The following is a 20,978-nucleotide window of genomic DNA, read 5'->3' as shown; positions in this document are numbered from 1 at the left end:
CCGCTCCTGAGTAAGGCGGTTATCTATCCAGAAGAACTCACGATGCCAGCGCGATCAGAAGCATTCGCGCCAGGTCGGCGCTGACGTAGGGTTTTGGCAGCAGCAGCACGCCGGCATCGAGGCGGCCGTGATGGACGAGGGCATTCTCGGCATAACCGGAGGTGTACAGCACCTTGAGGCCCGGGCGTCGTTTCACCGCCTCGGTCGCAAGCTGGCGGCCATTTACGCCGCCGGGGAGCATGACGTCAGTGAACAGCAGGTTGACCCTGTCAGGTCCATCGATGATCGCCAGTGCCTCGGTGGCGTTGGCAGCGGCGAGCGTGCGGAATCCGAAACGGGTGATTTGCGCCAGGACATATTGGCGGACCAGCGGATCGTCCTCGACGATCAGGATCGTCTCGTCGCTATGTTCGCCGGCGTAGGAGCCCGTCTCGCCGGCGGGCTCCTGCGTGCCGGCACTCGTGGCCTGCGGCAAGTATAGCTTCACGCTCGTGCCGTGGCCCACCTCGCTGTAGATCTTGATGTGACCGTTCGACTGCCGGGCAAAGCCGTACACCATGCTGAGGCCGAGCCCCGAGCCCTTGCCGGCCTCCTTGGTGGTGAAGAACGGTTCGAACACCTTTTCGAGCAGGTTGCCGGGGATGCCTTCCCCGGTGTCGCTCACGGCGATCATGACGTAGTTGCCCGGTTTCACCTCGCTGTTCAGGCGGGCATAGTTCTCATCGAGCACCACGTTCTTGGTTTCCAGTGTCAGCTTGCCGCCATCGGGCATGGCGTCGCGCGCGTTCAAAGCAAGGTTCAGGATCGCGGTCGATAGCTGGCTGGGGTCGATCAGGGCCGGCGCCGAATCGTGCGCCAGCATCGATTCGATTTCGATGTGCTCGCCCAGCGTCGGGCGCAGCAGACGTGCCGCTTCGATCACCAGTGCGTTGACGTCGGTATTGCGCGGCTGCAGCGGCTGCCGGCGGGAGAAGGCGAGCAAATGCTTGGTCAGCTCGGCCCCCCGTGCCGCGGCCCCGCCCATCAGATCGGTGATCTGGGTGAGATGCGGGCGATCCTTGACGGCATCGGCGAGGATTTCGATGGTGCCGGTGATCACGGTCAGAATGTTGTTGAAGTCGTGCGCCACGCCGCCGGTGAGCTGGCCGATGGCCTCCATCTTCTGCGCTTGCCGCACCTTGGCCTCGGTGGCCTCCTTCTCTTCAAACCGCTTGACCATAGCCTCGGCCTCGCGGCGCTGCCTGACTTCCTCCTCGAGCGCGCTATAGGCATTGGCAAGCTGAATGCGCGTCGGCAGCACCAGGATTCGCGGCAGCGCCAGCAGGAGTGCTGCCGTGACCGGGATCGAGATCAGTGCCAGGAAGGCTTTGGCGAGGGCCTCGATTTCATAGGCCGGCGTCCACATGGTGAAGATCGATAGCAGGCGGGTCACCCCGCAGACCGCGACGAAGAGCGCGAATATCAGGAATACGCCCCGGAACATCAGCTCGCGGTAGCGCCGCCACGCGAAGAAGGCGAGGACATAGGCCGTCGTAAGAAGGGCGATGGCACTCATCGCATCGGAAACGACATTCAGCCAGATCAAGTCCGGCTTCCACAGCAGGCACGCGGCGTGCTCGGTGAGCTTCGACATGCGAAAAAGCTCCAACAAGCGGCTGCATGCGTGCAGCCGCACGCTTCCGATTTCTGCGTCGGATCACGTAAACTATTCAGCTTTTTTGCAACCTGCGCAAGCGCAGCGCCGGGCGTCATCATCACAACGCTGCAGCGGATTTATAGAAATTTATTTCTCGCCGCTCAGAAGGTCGGCGGTGTGCAGGCGCTGATCACTTCGCACGGCTTGGCGCCGACGCAGCGGAAGCGGTGCGGCCTTCGGCTCTCGAAATAATAGGCATCGCCGGGATCGAGGATGCGGCGCTCGTCGTCGACGGTGACCTCGAGCCGGCCGGAGACCACGATGCCGCCTTCCTCGCCGTCATGGGTCAGCGGCACGCGGCCGGTGTCGCTGCCGGGCTCGTAACGCTCTTTGAGGATTTGCAACGCGCGGCCGAACAGATTGTCGCCGACCTGGCGGTAGGAGATCGGTTTCTTGCCGATCTCGGTCAGCTCGTCGGAGCGGTAGAACGCCTTGCGCGGCCGCTCCGGCTCGATCGCAAAGAACTCGGCGAGCCCCATCGGCAGGCCGTCGAGGATGCGCTTCAGCGCCCCGACCGAGGGGTTCATCTGGTTGGATTCGATCAGCGAGATCGTTGAATTGGTCACTCCGGAACGCTTGGCCAGCTCGCGCTGCGACAGCTTGTGCCTGGAACGGATGAATCGGAGTCGCCCGCCGATATCGACGCTCATCGGAAAATCCCTGTTGCAGGTGTTTCGGATCGAACAAATATGCCCTATTGAGGCTAGTAAAATCAATAGGTTGCAGGAGCGAAGAAAAGGACTTGTTATGGCTTCCCGAGCGTGGCCCGGTGTTGGCTTGAGCTGCCAGCAAAGGAGCTAAGCCCGTGACCGTTCACCAAAAGCCGAACACCCTGCAGACCGACTCGTTCTGGATGCCTTTCACGGCCAACCGGCAGTTCAAGAAAGCGCCGCGCCTGTTCGCCTCTGCCGAGGGCATGCACTACACCACCGTCGACGGCCGCAAGGTGATCGACGGCTCCGCCGGCCTGTGGTGCGTCAATGCCGGCCATGGCCGCCGCCAGATCGCCGCCGCCGTCGAGCGCAGCCTGACCAACCTCGACTTCGCGCCCTCGTTCAACATGGGCCATCCGCTGGCCTTCGATTTCGCCGAGCGCCTCACCGAGATCGCGCCGAAGGGGCTCGATCGCATCTTCTTCACCAATTCGGGCTCTGAATCGGTCGACACCGCGCTGAAGATCGCGCTGGCCTATCAGCGCGCCATCGGGCAGGGCACGCGCACGCGCCTGATCGGCCGCGAGCGCGGCTATCACGGCGTCGGCTTCGGCGGTATGTCGGTCGGCGGCATGGTGGCGAACCGCCGCGCCTTTGCGACCCATCTGCCCGGCGTCGATCACATCCGCCACACCCATGACCTCACCCGCAACGCCTTCGCCAAGGATCTGCCGGAGCATGGCGCCGACCTCGCCGACGATCTCGAGCGGATGGTGGCGCTGCATGGCGCCGACACCATCGCCGCCGTGATCGTCGAGCCGGTGCCCGGCTCGACCGCGGTGTTGCCGCCGCCAAAGGGCTATCTGAAGCGCCTGCGCGAGATCGCCGACAAGCACGGCATCCTCTTGATCTTCGACGAGGTGATCACCGGCTTCGGCCGTCTCGGCACGCCGTTCGCCGCCGATTATTTCGGCGTCACGCCCGACATGATGACGACCGCCAAGGGCATCACCAACGGCACCGTGCCGTGCGGCGCCGTGTTCGCCAGCCGCAAGATCCATGACGGGCTGATGACCGGGCCGGAAGGCACCATCGAGCTGTTCCACGGCTACACCTATTCGGCGCATCCGACCGCCTGCGCCGCCGGCCTTGCGACGCTCGACATCTACAAGGACGAGAAGCTGCTGACCCGCGTTGCGTCGATGGCCGACTACTGGCGCGACGGCCTGCATTCGCTTAAAGGTTTGCCGAACGTCGTCGATATCAGAAATGTCGGCCTGATGGGCGCGGTCGAAGTCGCGCCGCGCAAGGAAGGCGTCGGCCTGCGCGGCTATGACGTGATGGTCGACTGCTTCAATCGCGGGCTTTATTTGCGCATGAGCGGCGACAGCTTTGCCTTGTCGCCGCCCCTGATCGTCGAGAAGAGCCACATCGACGACATCGTCTCGATCCTCGGCGACGCGATCAAGCGGGTGGCCTGATCCTTGCTGGTTAAGAAGACAGTAGCCGCGGCAACATTGCCGCGGCAAATCTGTGAGGCATTGTGAAAGTCATCGTTCTCGGCAGTGGCGTGATCGGCGTCACCACGGCCTACTATCTGGCGCGCGCCGGCCACGAAGTGGTCGTCGTCGACCGCCAGGCCGCACCCGCGCAGGAAACCAGCTTTGCCAATGCCGGCGAGGTTTCGCCCGGCTATTCCTCGCCCTGGGCGGGGCCGGGCGTTCCGGTCAAGGCGATCAAATGGCTATTGATGCGGCACGGCCCGCTGGTGATCTGGCCCAAGCTCGATCCTGTGATGTGGATCTGGGGGCTGAAGATGCTGCGCAACTGCACGGCCGCGCGCTACGCCGTCAACAAGAGCCGGATGATCCCGATCGCCGAATACAGCCGCGATTGCCTGCGGGCGCTGCGTGCCGAGATCGGCATCAAATATGACGAGCGCAGCCAGGGTACGCTGCAGCTGTTCCGCAAGCAGAAGCAGCTCGATTCGACGGGTAGCGACATCGCCGTGCTCAAGCAGTATGGCGTGCCTTACGAGGTGCTCGATCGCAACGGCTGCATCGGCGCGGAGCCGGCGCTGGCCGGCGTGAAGGACAAGTTCGTCGGGGGCTTGCGGCTGCCGCAGGACGAGACCGGCGATTGCCACATGTTTACGCAGGCGCTGGCCCAGGAAGCGGCCAAGCTCGGCGTGCAGTTCCACTTCAATACGGCGATCGAGCGGCTGGTCGCCGATGGCGACAAGATATCGGGCGTCGCCACCAGCACAGGCCTGTTCTTCCAAGGCGACGCCTATGTGGCCGCGCTCGGCAGCTGGTCGCCGCGCATGCTCAAGCCGATCGGCATTTCCGTTCCGGTCTATCCCGTGAAGGGCTATTCGATCACGGTGCCGATCACCGATCCCGACGGCGCGCCGGTCTCGACCGTGATGGACGAGAGCTATAAGGTCGCGATCACCCGGTTGGGGGATCGCATCCGCGTCGGCGGCACCGCGGAAATTTCGGGCTATTCGAATACGCTCGACGCGGCACGGCGTGCGACGCTCGACCATTCGCTGACCGACATGTTTCCGCGCGGCGGTGATTTGAGCAAGGCGACGTTTTGGAGCGGCCTGCGCCCGATGACGCCGGATGGCCCGCCGGTGATCGGCGCCACGCGCTTTAGCAATCTGCACCTCAACACCGGCCACGGCACGCTCGGCTGGACCATGGCCTGCGGCTCGGGGCGCGTGATGGCGGACCTGATCTCGGGGCGGAAACCGGACATCGATGTGAGCGAGCTGAATGTAAGCCGGTACGATTCAAGGTTTGGGTAAGACAAGCGCAACTCTCGACCCCGTCAATGCGAGCGAAGCGAAGCGATCCATCTCACAGCGCAGGGATAGATGGATTGCTTCGTCGCTTCGCTCCTCGCGATGACGGTGGAGCTAGCTCGTTCCCGTCACCGCTTCACTCCTGCTCCGGAGGATCGAAGGCGCGGATGTCGGGCAGCTCTCCCTGATACTTCTCGCACTCGACCACCGTCACCTGACCGCAGCAGCCTTGTGCGAGCCGCGACGTGCCGATGTCACGGGTCAGGACGTTCGGATTGCCATGAACGCACAGCGGATACTCCGCCACGCCGGCCTGCGGATCGTACCAGGCGCCGGTGGATAGTTGCATCACGCCTTGCATGACGTCGTGCGAAAGGACGGCAGCGGCGAGGCACGCGCCGCGATCGTTGAACAGGCGGACGATGTCGGCATTCTTGATGCCGCGGCAGGCTGCATCAGCGGGGTTGAGACGGACCGGTTCGCGGCCGACGACCTTCTTTGACTGACTGTACGCGCCGAAATCGAGCTGGCTGTGCAGCCGCGTCGCCGGCTGGTTGGCGATCAGCGTCAGCGGGTGGCGTGCATCCGGCGGTTCGGTCGAGGGCAGCCATGCCGGGTGGGATGGGCAGTCGTCGTAGCCGAAGCCCGCGATGGTTTCCGAAGAGATCTCGATCTTGCCGCTCGGCGTCGGCAGTTTGTTGCCGACGGGATCGTTGCGGAAGGCACGCAGGAAGCCGCCGTCATCGGGAGCGGAAGGCAATGCGAGTTCGCCGCGCCGCCAGAACTCCTCGAAGTCAGGGGCATCCCAACCAGCATCGAACAGCGCGCGCCGCGTCGGCTCGTAAAGATGCGCGAGCCACTGCCGACTGTTGCGTCCTTCCGTAAAAGCCTGTTCGACGCCGAGGCGCCGCGACAGGTCAGCAAAGATGTCGAAATCGTCGCGGGCTTCGCCGATCGGATCGACGGCCCGACGCATCGCCACCAGCCTCGGATCGGTGGCGGCGGCACCGATATCGTCGCGCTCTAGCGTCATCGACGCCGGCAGCACGATGTCGGCAAATTTCGCCATCGGCGTCCAGGCGCTTTCGTGCACGACGATGGTTTGCGGGACGTTGAAAGCGCGGCGCAGCCGGTTGGTGTCCTGGTGATGGTGGAACGGGTTGCCGCCCGCCCAATAGACCAGCTTGATGTCGGGGTAGTGCATCGCGCGGCCGTTATAATCGAACCGCTCGCCGGGATGCAGCAGCATGTCGGCGACACGCCCGACCGGGATGAAGTCGGCGACGCCGTTCTTGCCTTGCGGCAGCGTCGGGATTGGCACGGCGTTGGGCCGGCGGCCGGTATGGCCGAGGGCGCCGAGCGCGTAATGATAGCCGCCGCCCGGCAGGCCGATCTGGCCGAGCATCGCCGCCAGCACCGCGCCCATCCACACCGGCTGCTCGCCATATTGCGCGCGCTGCAGCGAATGCGAGACCGTGATCAGGGTGCGCCCGCGCGGCAGGCGGCGGGCGAGGTCGATGATTGCTGTAGCCGGAAGGCCGACAATATCGGCCGCCCATGCCGCATCCTTTGGCTGATGATCGTCGCGGCCGAGCAGATAGCGCTCGAAAATGTCGAAGCCGGTGCAATAGCGCGCGACGAAGCCGCTGTCCCAGAGGTTTTCGACAAGCAGCGTATGCGCCAGCGCCAGCATCAGCGCGACATCGGTGCCGACCTTGATCGGCAACCACCGGCCGCCGGCCTCTTCCGGCATGTCGTCGCGCAGCGGCGCAACGTTGTAGAAGACGGCGCCGCGGCGCGCAGCCCGTTGCATTGCGTCGCGCTCGATATGACGGCTGACGCCGCCGCTCGCGACATCCGCATTCTTTACGGCCATGCCGCCGAAGGCCAGCACCGTATCGCTATGCTCGGCGATCGCATCCCAGGTCACGTTATGGCGCGAGATGGCCTCATAGCCGCCCATCACGTGCGGCAGGATCACGGCCGAGGCGCCGGCGCTGTAACTGTTCACCGAGCGCACATAGCCGCCGAATGCCATGTTCAGGAACCGGTGAACCTGGCTCTGCGCGTGGTGGAAACGTCCGGCGCTGGACCAGCCGTAGGAGCCGCCATAGACCGCCGCGGCGCCATGCTCGGTTTTGATACGCGACAATTCGGTTGCGAGCAGGTCGAGCACTTCGTCCCAGGGGCATGCGACGAATTTCTGGTCGAACGTGCGCTCGCTGCGTATGCCGCGATCCAGCCATGCCTGGCGCACCATCGGACGGAGGATGCGCGCCTTGTGGCGCATGGCGTTGGAAAAATTCTGCAGCAGCGGTGAGGGGGCCGGATCGCCCTCGTAAGGCGTGACGTCGAGACTGGCGCCATTCCATCGCGCGGAAAAGGCTCCCCAGTGCGCGCTGTGTGGAACCCAATCGTCTGCGGCCTGATCCATCATTCACTCCAGACTGCTATTTACTCCGGGCTCACCCCGCCTGCGTCACGCAGTTCACCCATAGCACAACTGCCTTCGCATCATCTGCCGGATTTGAAAAGCGATGTGGCCGGCGGCTGGCGAAACGAAAACTGTCGCCGGTTTTCAGCGTCCAGGTTTCGGCGTCGACCGTTAGCGTCATCTCGCCTTCCAGCACGAGGCCGGCCTCTTCGCCGTCATGGGTGTAGAGTTCGTCGCCGGTGTTGCCGCCGGGCTCCATGTGGACGAGAAACAGGTTGAGCCGGTTTTCCGTTCCCGCCGGACTCAGCAATTGCTTGGAAATGCCGGTGCGCCACAGTTTCAGTTCGGCGCGCTGCAACTGGCGCGTCACCACGCCATCCGAAGCGGCATCCGCGCTATGCCCGGCGCCGAACAATGCGGCAATGCCGACGCCGAGCACGTCGGCAAGCGTTGCCAGCACGCGCAGCGACGGCGACGACAGGCCGCGCTCGATCTGGCTGAGGAAGCCGATCGACAGATCGGTTCGCGCGGCAATCGTCTCCAGCGACAGCCTGTGCTCGCGGCGCAGTTCGCGGATGCGGTGGCCGACCGCAACATCCATCGCGGGCTCGGCTGGCTTGGCGGCCGGCTTCGCCTTCGACGCAGCCCTTGCCTTGCCGGCCTTCATCCGCGCTCTCGGGGCAGATTTCCTGATCCTTTTGCCGCCGCTCACGTCAGGCTGCTTCCTTCATGTGGATGAAAATGGCTTGCAATGCCCGGGGAAGTGTGACCACAATTTCATATTGGTGAAAATAGGCCTGAACGGCTTGTCCCGCAACCCTTTGGTCGAACGCGGGCGAAACGCTTAGGGCCGGCGTTCAATTCGGGAGGTGGTGCGATGGCTCTGAAGCGTTTCGTTCAGGCCGCGATGGCGGCGTTTGTTCTTTTGGCCGCGATGCCGGCATCCGCGCAGCAGGTGCTGAAGGTGGGCTCGACGCCGACCGGCGTGCCCTTCACCTTCCTCGACACCAAGACCAACAGCATCCAGGGCATCATGGTGGATCTCATCACCGAGATCGGCAACGACGCCGGCTTCAAGGTGCAGATCGAGCCGATGCAGTTCTCGGCGCTCGTGCCGTCGCTGACCTCGAACAAGATCGACATCATTTCGGCCGCGATGTTCGCAACCGCGGCACGCAAGGAGGTGATCGATTTCTCCGACGCCGTCTACACCTATGGTGAGGGGCTCGTGGTCCCGAAGACCGACTCGAAGAATTACGCCTCGCAGGATGATCTCAAGGGCGAGGCCGTCGGCGCCCAGGTGGGAACGGCCTTTGTCGACGCATTGAAGAAAACCGGGCTGTTCAGCGAGGTCAAGGTCTACGACACCATTCCCGACATCCTGCGCGATGTGAATGCCGGCCGCCTCAAGGCGGGTTTTGCTGACTACCCGATCCTCGCCTACAATCTCAAGCAGGGCAATTTCGCCGAGGTACGTCTGGTCGATTCCTACAAGCCGGTCACCGTTGGTACCGTTGCGATCGGGGTGCGCAAGAGCGACACCGAGCTGCTCGGCAAGATCAATGCCTCACTCGCCAAGCTCAAGAAAAGCGGCGCGATCGGCAAAATTCTTGAGAAATGGGGACAGAAGGCCGACGCTTCCTGATCTCTTGAGCCACGCCGCAACATTCCCTTGGCAGGACGCAACCCTGACCTGAGCCGATGCAAAAGTTTTTCAGCGACGCCGTCGAGTTCGTGCCGATCCTGCTGCAGGGCGTCTGGCTGACGATTGTCGTCACCATCGGTTCGCTGGCGCTATCGACCGTGCTCGGGCTTTTCTGGGCGCTGCTGCGGGTATCCGGCGTCAGTGTGCTGGTCGGCCTGAGTGCCGGCCTGATCAATGTAATCCGCGGCATCCCGATCATCGTGCTGCTGTTCTACCTGTATTTCGTGATGCCGGATTTCGGCATCGCATTGACGGCGCTGCAGGCCTCGATTCTCGGGCTCGGCATCGCCTATTCCGCCTATCAGTCGGAAAATTTTCGCGCCGGTATCGAGGCGATCGACAAGGGGCAGATCGAGGCCGCGCAGACCATCGGCATGGGCTGGTGGCTCACCATGCGTCGGGTGGTGCTGCCGCAGGCGGTGAAGATCGTGTTGCCGCCTTACGGCAACATCATGATCATGCTGCTGAAGGATTCCTCGCAGGCCTCCACCATCACGGTGGCCGAGCTGGCGCTGCAGGGCAAGTTGATTGCGTCCTCGACCTTCAAGAACACCAGCGTGTTTACGCTGGTGGCGCTGATGTATCTGACCATGAGCATTCCGCTCATTCTGCTGGTTCGGCATTTCGAGAAGAAGGCGAACCGGAAATGATGGAGCTGGCGGATGTTCACAAGAGCTTTGGCAAGGTCGAGGTGCTCAAGGGAATCTCCGCGTCGATTGCGAAGAGCGAGGTGGTTTGCATCGTCGGCCCCTCGGGTTCGGGCAAATCCACCATCCTGCGCTGCATCAACGGATTGGAGAGCTACGACAGCGGCGACATCCGCGTCGAAGGCGCGCGGGTCGATCGCAATGCGTCGTCGATCGTTTCGATCCGGACGCAGGTTTCGATGGTGTTCCAGCGCTTTAACCTGTTTCCGCACCGCACCGCGCTCGAGAACGTCATCGAGGGCCCGGTCTATGTCAAGAAGGAGCCGCGCGCTGAGGCACTGAAGCGCGGCCGCGCGCTGCTGGCGCAGGTGGGGCTGGCCGAGAAGGCGGATAGCTATCCGCCGCAACTCTCCGGCGGACAGCAGCAGCGCGTCGCGATTGCGCGGGCGCTGGCGATGCAGCCGAAGGCGATTCTGTTCGACGAGCCGACCTCGGCGCTCGATCCGGAACTGGTCGGCGAGGTGCTCTCGGTGATGCGCAAGCTCGCCGATGACGGCATGACCATGGTCGTCGTCACCCACGAGATGGGATTTGCCCGCGATGTCGCCGACCGTGTGCTGTTTATCGATGGCGGGGTGATCGTCGAGCAGGGGCCTGCGAAATCCGTGCTCAACCAACCGCAGCATGCGCGCACGCAGGATTTTTTGCGGCGCGTGCTGCATCCGCTCTGAGTTATCAAACATGACTGCGCCCGCTCGACTGCCGCTGCCCCCGAGTCTCTATGCCGATACGGCGGTCGCGCCGGCAGCGACGCCGCCGCTCACGGCCGACAAGAGAGTTGCAGTTGCCATCGTCGGCGGCGGCTTCACCGGGCTTTCGACCGCTCTGCATCTGGCCGAGCAGGGCACAGGCGTCACCGTGCTGGAAGCGCGCGAGCCGGGCTGGGGCGCCTCGGGCAACAATGGCGGCCAGGTCAATCCGGGGCTGAAGCACGACCCTGATAAGATCGAGGCGGATTTCGGCACCGAGCTCGGCGGCCGGATGATCGCCTTTGCCTACGGCACCACCAACTACACATTCGACCTGATCCGCCGCCACCAGATCCCCTGCGAGGCACGGCAGAACGGCACGCTGCGCGCGGCTTATAATGAGGCAAGCGCCGCGGCCATCGAGAGCACGGCCAAGCAATGCATCCGCCGCGGAATGCCGGTAAGATTTCTGAACCGCGAGCAGATGCGCGAGATGACCGGCACCGACCGCTATCTCTGCGCCATGCTGGACAGTCGCGGCGGCGATCTGCATCCGCTGAGTTATGCGCGCGGCCTCGCGCGCGCCGCGATCTCGGCCGGCGCGGCCGTGCATGGCGAGACGCCGGCGCTCGCCTTGTCGCGCGAAGGCGCCACCTGGCGCATCGAAACGCCGCGTGCGGTCGTGCGCGCCGAGAAGGTGCTGCTGGCGACCAACGGGTTTACCGATAATCTGTGGCCCGGCCTGCGCCGCTCCATCGTGCCGGTGTTCTCCTCGATCACGGCCACCGAGCCGCTTTCCGATGAAGTTGCCCGCGCGATCATGCCGACGCGCCCGGTGCTCTACGAAAGCGGGCACATCACGGTCTATTACCGCATCGACCAGCATAATCGCCTGTTGATGGGCGGCCGCGGGCCGATGCGCTGGATCGATAAGCCCGCCGATGTCGCCTACCTGATCCGTTATGCCGAGCGGCTGTGGCCGCAGATCAAGGGCGTGAAGTGGACTCACGGCTGGAACAGCCGGCTCGCGATCACACCCGATCACTATCCCCATGTGCATGAGCCCACGGAGAATCTGTTGATCTCGCTCGGCTGCAACGGCCGCGGCGTCGCGCTATCGACCGCGATGGGCGCGCAACTGGCGCGCCGCCTCGCCGGTGGCAAGAATGTCGCCATCGATATGCCCATCACCGGCATCAAGCCGATGCCGATGCACGCCTTCTGGCCGCTCGGCGTCGCCGCCGCCGTCATGGCGGGACGGGTGCGGGACCGGCTTGGCATCTAACCTTCTGCTCAAACGTCGCCCCGGCGCTGCAAGACCTCGCCGAAAACCGCATTCAGGTAATGGTGTCGGCGCCTGCTACCATGATGCCCACTGTCGCCAGCGGCAAGGCAAGGCTGCTGATGGTCACCAACCGGGAGCGCTCGCCGATCGCGCCTGATGTGCCGACCGCGATGGAAGCGGGATTCCCCGAACTCACCTTCGATGGCGTGGTGGGCTTCTTCGGCGGACGCGATTTGCCGGCGGCCGTTCGTAATGGGATCGCCGATGACATCGCCATCGTTGGCAAAAATGCGGAGATCAATTCGCGGCTGCAGGCGGCCGGCGTCAAGGTGCGTATGCTGAACGCCGCGCAGTTTGCCGGCGCGATTGAGGAACAGCGCGTGAAGCTGCGCGAGATCGTGTCGACAAACAAGGCGGCGCAGTGAGCGCGGGTAAGGGACAGCTCAGGAGCGACTGCAATTCCAACCGGCGTGCGGAACCTCCGGCGGCGGCGAACGTTCGCATGCGTAACGCCGATCTGGAGGACGTCCACATGCGCAAGCAGTTGCTGTTATCGACGGGAATTATCTGCCTGATGCTGGCTCCGGCCGTGTCCTATGGCCAGGCGCCGAGCGCAAGAGGCGAAGAGCAGAAACAGATGCGGCCGGCAGATACCGGCAAGGGTGGTGCATCGCAGGAACGCGGCGCCGAGCGGGCGCAGGAACGCGGGCAAGCCGCGGAACAGAAGGGGGCGGCCGGCCGCGAGGAAAGGGGCGCCGGTTCCCGTCAGAGCGAGGAGCGGGGCAAGGCGTCGAGCGAACGCCCGGCAACCGCTGCCGATGACAAGCGCGGCCGTGGCGAGGATGCGAAATCCACCGAGCGCGCGCAGGATTCCCGCCAAGATTCTCACCACGGCAGCCGCGACCAAACGGCGCGCGAAGGCAAGGACGCCAAGGACAGCGCCAAAGACAGCAAGGGCAGCGCCGAGATGAAGCGCGACAGCGATCGCGAAAAATCGCGCGCGGAATCGGACAAGTCCAAGGAAGGCAAGGAAGGCACCACGGCCGCTCAGAAGGAGCGCGAGGGCACGGGCACGACGCAGAAGGACGCGGGCCGCGACCAGCGCGACAGCTCGAAGAATGCTGCGGAGCAGGGCAAGGATATGAGCAAGGATGCAAAACAGCCGTCGACTGCGACCGACACCACGCGGCAGCAGCCTTCCACCAATGCGCAAACCGCGCCGGCTGGCTCGACCAACCAGACCACGCAGAGCCAGTCCACACAGAGCCAGACCAACCAGACGCAGGTCAGCCAGCAGTCCAATCTGTCGACGGACAAGCAGGTGCGGATTTCGCAGACCCTGACCCGCGAGCGTCTGGCGGAGCCCGAGCGCAATCTGAGCATTTCAATCCGCGTCGGCGAGCGGGTGCCGGATCGCGTCCGCTTCCATCGGCTGCCAGATACCATCGTGTCGATCGAACCGGAATATCGCGGCTATGATTACTTCACGACTGAAGAGGAGATCGTGATCGTCGAGCCGCGCACGCACCGGATCGTAAGCCAGATCCCGCGCGACGCCTCGCGCATCCACGCGGCGGGCGGCGCCGGCGGCACTGGCAGCACCACCGGCACAGCCGGATACACCGGCACGACGGCGGCCGCCGGTGGCGCCTCGCCGTGCCGCATCATGCGGCGCGATACCGCCGGCAACGTCACCGAACTGACGCCACAGACCGTCGGAGCCGCGGCGCAGCAGCAATCCATCAGCGTCACGGTGCAGGTGCCCGGCGGTGCGACGACCCCGCCGATTGCGATGGGCTCGCCGGATGGACAGATCGTGGTGTCCGGTCAGAGCGGTGCTGATTGCACAGTGACGATCGAGGCGCAGACAAGATAGTCTGCACTTCACATCAATACTCTCTCGTCATGGCCGGGCTTGTCCCGGCCATCCACGTTTTGTTTTGCCACTCAAAGCGAAACCGTGGATGCCCGGGTCAAGCCCGGGCATGACGGTGAGAACAACCGATTATCCCTCCGCCACGGCCTCGCTCCAGGCGTGGAACGGCTCGCTGGCGCCGCTGTTGGTGTCGCCGCTGCGCATCACCATGCTGGGGACGGCAAATTTCATCGGCAGGGTCTGGCTTCCCGCGCGCTCGTAGTCGAAGCGTGCGGCGAGTGCATCATGCGTGGCCTGCGGCAGGCGTTTGTCGCCAATCACGATTGCGCCTTCGCTGGCATCGATGCGCGGCTGGTGGATCGCGGCGTCAAGGTCCATGCCGTAATCCATCACGAACGATAGCAGCTGGCTGACCGCGGGCAGGATGCGCCGGCCGCCGGACGCGCCGACCGCAACGCGGCAGCCGTCGGATGCCTGCGCCAGCACCGGCGTGTAGTTGGTCAGGCAGCGCTTGCCGGGCGCCAGCGAATTCGTCATGCCCGGCGTCGGGTCGAACCACATGATGCCGTTGTTCATGGTGATGCCGGTCGCTTCCGTGACGAATTTTGAGCCGAAGGTCGAGAGCAGGGTCTGCGTCACCGCCGCCATGTTGCCGTCGCGATCGACCGCCGAGAAATGCGTGGTGCAGGCCGGCGCCAGCGCCTCAGTGCCGAGCGAGCGCCGGCCATCCTCGTCGCCCATGCCCTTCAGGCGTTCACGGTAGGCGGCCTGCAGCGCCGATGCATAGGCGGCGTAAGCCGCGGCATCCGGCCCGCCGCGCGCCGGGGAAAGCTCCTTCTGCAGCAGGCCGAGCACGCGCGACAGCGTCGGGCCTGCGGTGAGTTCGGGCGTCGCGAACACCGTGCCGCTCCGATAGGGGATCACCAGCGGCTCGCGCAACTGGGCGCGGAACGGCTTGAGGTCTTCCAGCGACAGCGTGCCGCCGGCCGCCTTGATGTCGGCAACAAGGCTCGCCGCCAGATCGCCTTCGTAGAAGTCGCGTGCGCCGGCACTCGCAAGCTGCGCCATCGTAGCCTTGAGGCGATCCTGCGGCAGACGGATCACCGAGCGGATGCCCCATTGCGGGTTCGGCGGCAGGCCGTCGACGAGATAGGCGGCGGCGCTCGCGCCATAACGGCGCAGATCCGCAGCCGCGCTCGAAATCATCACGGTGGTCCACCAGTCGACCGCGAGGCCTTCGCCGGCAAGCCTGACGATCGGCGCCAGCAATTCCTTCCACGGCATTTTGGCGTGGCGGCGATGCGCTTCGTCCATGCCGGCGACCACGCCGGGCACGGCGATCGAACCGGGGCCGTGCATGTTGCGGTCGTCCTTGACGCGTGCCCACGGAAAGATGTCGGAAGCCGCCCCGCCGCCGGCCAGCGGATAATCCGCGACGTTCAGGCTCGCCGGCGCGCGCATGCCGTAATCGATCACTTCATAGCGATCTTCGCGCGCCCGGTAGAGCACCATCGCACCGCCGCCGCCGGGCCCGCTCATCCAGGGCTCGAGCACACCGAGCGCGAACGTCGTCGCGATGACCGCATCGACACAATCGCCGCCGGCGGCCAGCACCTCGGCGCCGACTTCGGCCGCCCGGCGCGATTGCGCCGCAACGACGCCGCCTTTGGAACTCACGGCTGGCTTGCGGGTTTGTTGGTTGTTGGAGAACTGGTCGCGCATCAGCTGGCTCTCGTTATCCGTGCGGTGGATTTGGTTTCCGGCAGCACTGCAGCGGACTTGCTGCTGTACCGGCCTCGCAACGAAGCGATACGGGTTCCCTCCCTTAGGAGATATTCCGGAACGCCGGTAGGGCCCTGAGCGCAGGGCCTCATTCGGAAGTCGTAGATGGCAGTCAGCCGATTTTAGGCTTGCACAAGCTTCGGGCACGTCGCAATCTTTCTGAAAATGGGAAGTTGGCTTGGTGTGCAGCTCGCTGGCAATAGCGAACTGGCGGACCGTAGAGGGTCAAAAAATGCCTCACGCTTCGAACTTCCTGCTTGGCCGGCTTGTGCCAGCGACGCTGGCGCGCCTCGGGCCGCATCTTTCGGTCGTTGAGTTGGCTGCGGGAGAGGTGCTTGCCGAACCTCATCAGCACATTCGGCGGGTCTATTTTCCGCATTCCGGCATCATCTCTAGCATCGTCGAGCTCTCCGACGGCTCGACCATCGAAACCGGCATGGTCGGCCATGACGGCGTCTTCGGTGCGAGCCAGGCGCTCGATGACAAGGTCTCCTTGAACCTCGTCACTGTGCAGATCCCCGGCAAGGCCTCGGCGATCGGCCCCGACCGGCTGCGTGTGCTGGCGAACGAATTGCCCGACTTCAAGGCGCTGCTGATCAAGTACGAGCAGTTCTTTCTTTCCCAGGTGCAGCAAACCGCTGCCTGCAATGCGGTCCACGACATCGAGGCCCGCACCTGCAAGTGGCTGGCGCGCATGCACGACCTCGCCGGTCCCGATCTGTTGCTGACCCAGGAGTTCTTTGCGCGGATGATGGGCGTGCGGCGCACCAGCGTGACGACGGTAGCCGGGGCGTTGCAGGGCGCCGGGCTGATATCCTACAGCCGGGGGCGGCTCCATATCCACGATATCGAACAGATCAGGAAGCGGGCTTGCGAATGCGACGATGCGGTCCGGGCCAACTTTCAGCGGATGTTCGCTGACGTGGAGGCCGATACGCGGATCCAGCGCTGCGTGTGATGTGTGGCCTCCCGCCGGTGAATCTCAGCGCTGCACGGATCGGGCTGCCAGATGATCGAAGCGCTTGATCGAGTCCCTGAGGATTTCGGCTTCCTGCTCGCATTCGGCAAGCTTCTTACGCCAAGATTCCGCAAGGTGGGTGCGGCCGGCATTCTTCGCCTGCTCGAACAGTCTTCGAGACAGTGCAATTCGCTCGTCCAATGCGCGTAAGCCGCTATTCAGGGCGCGTCGCAGTGTCTCGTCGAGCGCCAGGCTCATCAGTTCGGCGGTATAGGCGTGGCCGACGTGGCAGCGGTAGCGGATGAGGTCGCCTTCCTTGATCTGCCACATCACGCCGTGACAATCCGGGCAGGCCAACAGGGACCGCTCGGCCATCTGATCCAGTTGGCTCATGCTGCCGTTCCTTCCCTTGGCCAGATCGACCTCGTAGATCAGGTCGGAAGATGGCTCGATGGGTTTTCCCTGCGGTTCATTGAGGAGACGCTGAAACAGTACCGGCATCCCGGCGAGGCTCGTGACGTGGTCGGGGGTGAAGTTGGTCAGGGCCGCCTCCGGCATTCCGGAGAAGGCGGCGTCGTTCGGATCCTGGACCACCGTGAGCCCGCCATACTCGTGCAAGGTGTGCAGGCCGGATGCGCCATCGCCAAGCGTGCCGGTCAGCACGGCGCCGACCGCGCGGTAGCCGCAGCATTGCGCCACCGAGCGGAACAAGGGATCGATCGCGGGGCGGGTATTGTTCTCCCGTGGACCCTGGCCGAGCCGAAGCTTGTCGCCTTCGAGAATAAGATGGCTGTCGGGCGGGCCGATATAGATCTGGGCGGGCTCCACGGTCGTATCGTCCTTGGCGAAGCGCGCCGGCAGCGGGCCTGCCTGCGTCAGAATGGAGTCGAGCGATGACTGGTATTGCGCCGACAGATGAATGACTGCCAGCACCGAGGCAGGAAAGTCGCGGGGAAATTCGGAGGCGAGAAAGCGCAAAGCTTCGACGCCGCCCGCCGACGTGCCAATCGCCAGAACGTTCCGATTGGCCATCCGCGAACTCCATCTTTGACCCCGAAGGACAATGGCCGCGGCACCACCTTGTTCCTCCCCTTGAGGAACCGTATCAAAGTTCTTGCCCGCGTCGCCAATCCACGGTTCGATGCGTTGTCGAGGGAAAACAGGTGGTTGAAAACAACGGAAAAAACGATCGCATGATTGGCAATGCCGCCAGACCGATCGTGGTGGGGATGGGCGCCTCCGCCGGGGGCGTGAAGGCCCTCCAGGCTTTCTTTGAGGCACTTCCGGACGCACCCGGGGCCGCGTTCGTGGTGGTCCTGCATCTCGACCCCAGCCTCCCCAGTGAAATGGCCAACATCCTGAGCCTGCGCACCAAGATGCCGGTCGTCCAGGTCGGTGCGCCCCAGCGCATGGAAGTCAATCACGTCTATGTCATTCCCCCCAATCGGCAGTTGCAGATCTCTGATCATGAGATCGGCGCTGCCGAGTTCGCCGAGCCGCGCGGACATCGGGCGCCGATCGACCTGTTCTTCCGCTCGCTGGCCGAGCAGCACGGCGATGGGTTTGCCGTGATATTGACCGGCGCCGGCGCCGACGGCGCGATCGGCATCAAGGCGGTGAAGGAAAGCGGCGGCCTGATCCTGGTCCAGGATCCCGCCGAGGCCGAGCATGACTCGATGCCGCGAAGTGCGATCGCGACCGGCATTGTCGATTTCGTTCTGCCGATCGAAGAACTTGCGAAACGATTGGTGGAGTTGATCAAGGATAAGGAAACGTTTGCGGCGACGGAGCCCCGCAACTTCAACGAAGATGTGCTGCGACGAATCCTGGCGCATGTGCGGGTGCGGACCGGGCACGATTTCGCCAAGTACAAGCGCGCCACTGTGGTGCGCCGGATCGTGCGGCGCATGCAGGTCATGCGGTGCGACGACCCCGCGGAATATTACAATCTGCTGCGCGATCATCCCGACGAGGCAACGGCGCTGCTCGGCGACCTCTTGATTTCGGTCACCACGTTTTTCCGTGACCCCGAGGTGTTCGATGCGCTGAAGGCGGACGTGATGCCGCAGCTTTTCCAGGTCAGGCAGCCGAGCGAGCCGATCCGCGTCTGGGTGGCCGGCTGCGCCACCGGCGAGGAAGCCTACAGCATTGCCATGTTGTTGCTGGAGGAAGCCTCCCGCCACGACCTGCGGCCTACGATTCAGATATTCGGCTCCGATCTCGATTCGCGTTCGCTGTCAGTCGCCCGCGAGGGACGCTATCCCGCGGCGATCGAGGCCGATATCTCCGAGGAGCGCCTGCGGCGCTTCTTCATCCGCGAGGGCGACCATTACCGGGTGCGGCAGGAATTGCGCGACACGCTGCTTTTCGCCAGCCATAGCGTGCTGAAGGACCCGCCGTTCTCCCGCATCGATCTGGTCTCCTGCCGCAACCTCTTGATCTATCTCGATCGTGAACTGCAGCAGCAGGTCTGCAGCACGTTCCACTATGCGCTCAATCCCGGCGGATTTCTCCTGGTCGGATCGTCAGAGACGGCCGACAGCCCACCGGGCTTGTTCCGCACCATCGACCGCAAGGCGCGCATCTATCAGTCGACCGTTCAGTCCGGGGACAAGCCGCGGCTGCTGCCGCGTCTGCTCGGCAGTATGGGGGCCTTGCAGGACCACGCGGCGAGCGCCCGAGCCTCCGTTGCGCCGAGCGCGATGCTCACCGAGGCGGCGTCCCACCGCAAGGCGATCGAAAAGGTCGCGCCACCAAGCATTCTCGTCGACAGCGCGCATCGCGTGATTCACCTTTCGGAGAACGCCGGCCGCTATCTGCAGCCGTCCGGCGGGCCATTGAGCGGCGACATCGTCGATCTGGTTCGTCCCGAATTGCGGTTCGAGCTGCGCTCCGCGTTGCACCGCGTGTTCGAAAATCCAAAACCTTCGCTGAGCATTCCGATCCTGGTGAAGTTCAACGGCTCGTCGCATCGTGTCTTGCTGCACGTCAAACCTGTCGTGGACGACGACGGCGAGCGCCCGCACGAAGCGGTCGTCATCTTCATCGAAGGCGAAGCCGTCGATCCCGCGAACATGAAGGATTTCGACAAGACCGGCGGTGTCGATGAGGTCGTCCGCCGGCTGACGGAGGAATTGCAGCTTACGCAAGCGCGGTTGCGCAGCACGCGGGAGGAATCGGAAGCGACCAACGAGGAACTGCGCGCCGCCAACGAGGAACTGCAATCCATCAACGAGGAATACCGCTCGACCTCGGAAGAGCTCGAGACCAGCAAGGAAGAGCTGCAATCGATCAATGAGGAACTGCAAACCGTCAACACTGAGTTGAAGCTGAAGCTCGAGGCGGTCTCGCGCGGCCACAGTGATCTGCAGAACCTGATGGCCGCCACCGATTTCGGCACGCTGTTCCTCGACGCGGGCCTGCGGATCAAGCGCTTCACCCAGCAGGTCACCGAGCTGATCAGCATCACACCGAATGACGAGGGGCGGCCGGTCACGGACTTCGCCCATCGCCTGGAGTATGAGGATCTGATTAAGGATGCGCAGAACGTGCTGTCGCATCTTGCCCCGATCACGCGCGAAGTCCGCAGCCGGGGCGGCCGCTGGTACGATATCCGCCTGCGGCCCTACCGTACCGTCGACGACAAGATCGATGGCGTCGTCATCACCTTTGTCGACATTACCGATCGCAAGGCGTGGGAGACGCGGCAGGCGCTGCTGCTCGGGGAACTGACCCACCGGGTCAAGAATACGCTGAGTGTGGTGCAGTCGATCGCACATCTGAGCTTCAGGAGCTCGAGATCCTCTGAGGAATTTGTCACCCAGTTCGACGGCAGGCTGGCGGCACTCGCCAAATCGCATAGCCTGCTGGTCGAATCCGACTGGCAGGGCGTCGATCTCGCCGCCCTGATCCGCCAGCAACTCGAGCCCTACATGGTTGGGGGACATGATCGGCTTAAGATCCAGGGTGATGCGGTTACCTTGCCTCCCGATCTCGCCAGCCCATTCGGCCTGGTCTTGCACGAACTGGCGACCAACGCGGCGAAGTATGGTGCGCTCTCGCAGGCGGCGGGCAGAATTATTATGAATTGGTCGATATCCGTGCGGAACAAGAAGCAGAATCTGAAATTCGTATGGAGAGAGCTTGGTGGGCCTCCGGTTCAGGAGCCCGATCACGCCGGTTATGGAACTTCGGTGATCGAGCGAGGTGTTCCCGAGGCCGTCGTGAACAGGGAGTTTTCGCCGGAGGGGATGGTATTCACAATCGAGTTTCCGGTGAGAACGGCAAGTCTCGTGAACGCGTGATGAGGTTAGCAGACAAATTCCGAAGCGCAGGCTTCGGAGCCATTGACGAACGATGACCCCATCAGGTCAGGCTGAAACAG

The 20,978-nt window shown here is 63.9% G+C and carries 16 protein-coding genes; 10 read left to right on the top strand and 6 right to left on the bottom strand.

Annotated features, from left to right (window positions below; all coding sequences use genetic code 11):
• Positions 1–37: 37 nt before the first annotated feature.
• Entirely contained in the window at positions 38–1,633 is a 1,596-nt protein-coding gene (locus RX331_RS32930) for an ATP-binding protein (protein ID WP_317253748.1), read from the bottom strand.
• Between the two features lie 164 nt (positions 1,634–1,797).
• Positions 1,798–2,346, bottom strand: a complete 549-nt coding sequence (locus RX331_RS32925) for a cupin domain-containing protein (protein WP_317253747.1) — start codon at positions 2,344–2,346, stop codon at positions 1,798–1,800.
• 155 nt (positions 2,347–2,501) lie between these two features.
• Here RX331_RS32925 and RX331_RS32920 point away from each other — a divergent pair, with 155 nt between their 5' ends.
• The gene (locus RX331_RS32920) at positions 2,502–3,830 is read left to right on the top strand and encodes an aspartate aminotransferase family protein (RefSeq protein WP_317253746.1); all 1,329 of its coding nucleotides are present in this window, start codon (positions 2,502–2,504) and stop codon (positions 3,828–3,830) included.
• A gap of 62 nt (positions 3,831–3,892) precedes the next feature.
• Positions 3,893–5,161 (top strand): D-amino acid dehydrogenase, encoded by a 1,269-nt coding sequence (locus RX331_RS32915; protein WP_317253745.1) that lies wholly within the window; start codon positions 3,893–3,895, stop codon positions 5,159–5,161.
• Between the two features lie 133 nt (positions 5,162–5,294).
• Here RX331_RS32915 and RX331_RS32910 read toward each other — a convergent pair whose 3' ends face one another.
• Together RX331_RS32910 and RX331_RS32905 are read right to left on the bottom strand one after the other, a co-directional pair.
• The gene (locus tag RX331_RS32910) at positions 5,295–7,592 is read right to left on the bottom strand and encodes a molybdopterin guanine dinucleotide-containing S/N-oxide reductase (RefSeq protein ID WP_317253744.1); all 2,298 of its coding nucleotides are present in this window, start codon (positions 7,590–7,592) and stop codon (positions 5,295–5,297) included.
• A 31-nt stretch (positions 7,593–7,623) separates the two neighbouring features.
• Positions 7,624–8,259, bottom strand: a complete 636-nt coding sequence (locus RX331_RS32905) for a cupin domain-containing protein (protein ID WP_317253743.1) — start codon at positions 8,257–8,259, stop codon at positions 7,624–7,626.
• Between the two features lie 210 nt (positions 8,260–8,469).
• Between RX331_RS32905 and RX331_RS32900 the strand changes: the two genes are divergently transcribed.
• The 6 genes from RX331_RS32900 to RX331_RS32875 all read left to right on the top strand — a co-directional run bounded on the left by RX331_RS32900 (position 8,470) and on the right by RX331_RS32875 (position 13,854).
• Entirely contained in the window at positions 8,470–9,237 is a 768-nt protein-coding gene (locus RX331_RS32900; RefSeq protein WP_317253742.1) for an ABC transporter substrate-binding protein, read from the top strand.
• A 56-nt stretch (positions 9,238–9,293) separates the two neighbouring features.
• Entirely contained in the window at positions 9,294–9,947 is a 654-nt protein-coding gene (locus RX331_RS32895; RefSeq protein WP_317253741.1) for an amino acid ABC transporter permease, read from the top strand.
• A complete protein-coding gene (locus tag RX331_RS32890; protein WP_317253740.1) occupies positions 9,944–10,675 on the top strand; it encodes an amino acid ABC transporter ATP-binding protein in 732 nt (243 codons plus the stop codon). Before RX331_RS32895 ends, RX331_RS32890 begins: the two co-directional genes overlap by 4 nt.
• Before the next feature lie 10 nt (positions 10,676–10,685).
• Positions 10,686–11,978 carry an FAD-binding oxidoreductase gene (locus tag RX331_RS32885; RefSeq protein ID WP_317253739.1) on the top strand — a complete coding sequence of 431 codons (1,293 nt, stop codon included), beginning with the start codon at positions 10,686–10,688 and terminating at the stop codon, positions 11,976–11,978.
• A 59-nt stretch (positions 11,979–12,037) separates the two neighbouring features.
• Complete coding sequence (locus tag RX331_RS32880; RefSeq protein ID WP_317253738.1) at positions 12,038–12,403, top strand: tripartite tricarboxylate transporter substrate-binding protein; 366 nt, start codon at positions 12,038–12,040, stop codon at positions 12,401–12,403.
• A 77-nt stretch (positions 12,404–12,480) separates the two neighbouring features.
• On the top strand, positions 12,481–13,854 hold the full coding sequence (locus RX331_RS32875) for a DUF1236 domain-containing protein (RefSeq protein ID WP_317253737.1): 1,374 nt from the start codon (positions 12,481–12,483) through the stop codon (positions 13,852–13,854).
• A gap of 129 nt (positions 13,855–13,983) precedes the next feature.
• Here RX331_RS32875 and RX331_RS32870 read toward each other — a convergent pair whose 3' ends face one another.
• Positions 13,984–15,576, bottom strand: coding sequence for a gamma-glutamyltransferase (locus tag RX331_RS32870; RefSeq protein WP_317253736.1), 1,593 nt, complete (start codon positions 15,574–15,576; stop codon positions 13,984–13,986).
• Between the two features lie 292 nt (positions 15,577–15,868).
• Here RX331_RS32870 and RX331_RS32865 point away from each other — a divergent pair, with 292 nt between their 5' ends.
• Positions 15,869–16,594 carry a Crp/Fnr family transcriptional regulator gene (locus tag RX331_RS32865; RefSeq protein ID WP_317253735.1) on the top strand — a complete coding sequence of 242 codons (726 nt, stop codon included), beginning with the start codon at positions 15,869–15,871 and terminating at the stop codon, positions 16,592–16,594.
• Between the two features lie 24 nt (positions 16,595–16,618).
• On the opposite strand, the gene RX331_RS32860 is transcribed toward RX331_RS32865, so the two are convergent.
• Entirely contained in the window at positions 16,619–17,626 is a 1,008-nt protein-coding gene (locus tag RX331_RS32860) for a chemotaxis protein CheB (RefSeq protein ID WP_317253734.1), read from the bottom strand.
• A 164-nt stretch (positions 17,627–17,790) separates the two neighbouring features.
• On the opposite strand from RX331_RS32860, the gene RX331_RS32855 reads away from it, so the two are divergent.
• Complete coding sequence (locus tag RX331_RS32855) at positions 17,791–20,898, top strand: chemotaxis protein CheB (RefSeq protein WP_410708337.1); 3,108 nt, start codon at positions 17,791–17,793, stop codon at positions 20,896–20,898.
• Positions 20,899–20,978 lie beyond the last annotated feature (80 nt).

It is taken from the genome of Bradyrhizobium sp. BWA-3-5, assembly GCF_032917985.1.
Taxonomy (GTDB): domain Bacteria; phylum Pseudomonadota; class Alphaproteobacteria; order Rhizobiales; family Xanthobacteraceae; genus Bradyrhizobium.
This window is presented reverse-complemented; position numbering and strand designations above follow the sequence as displayed.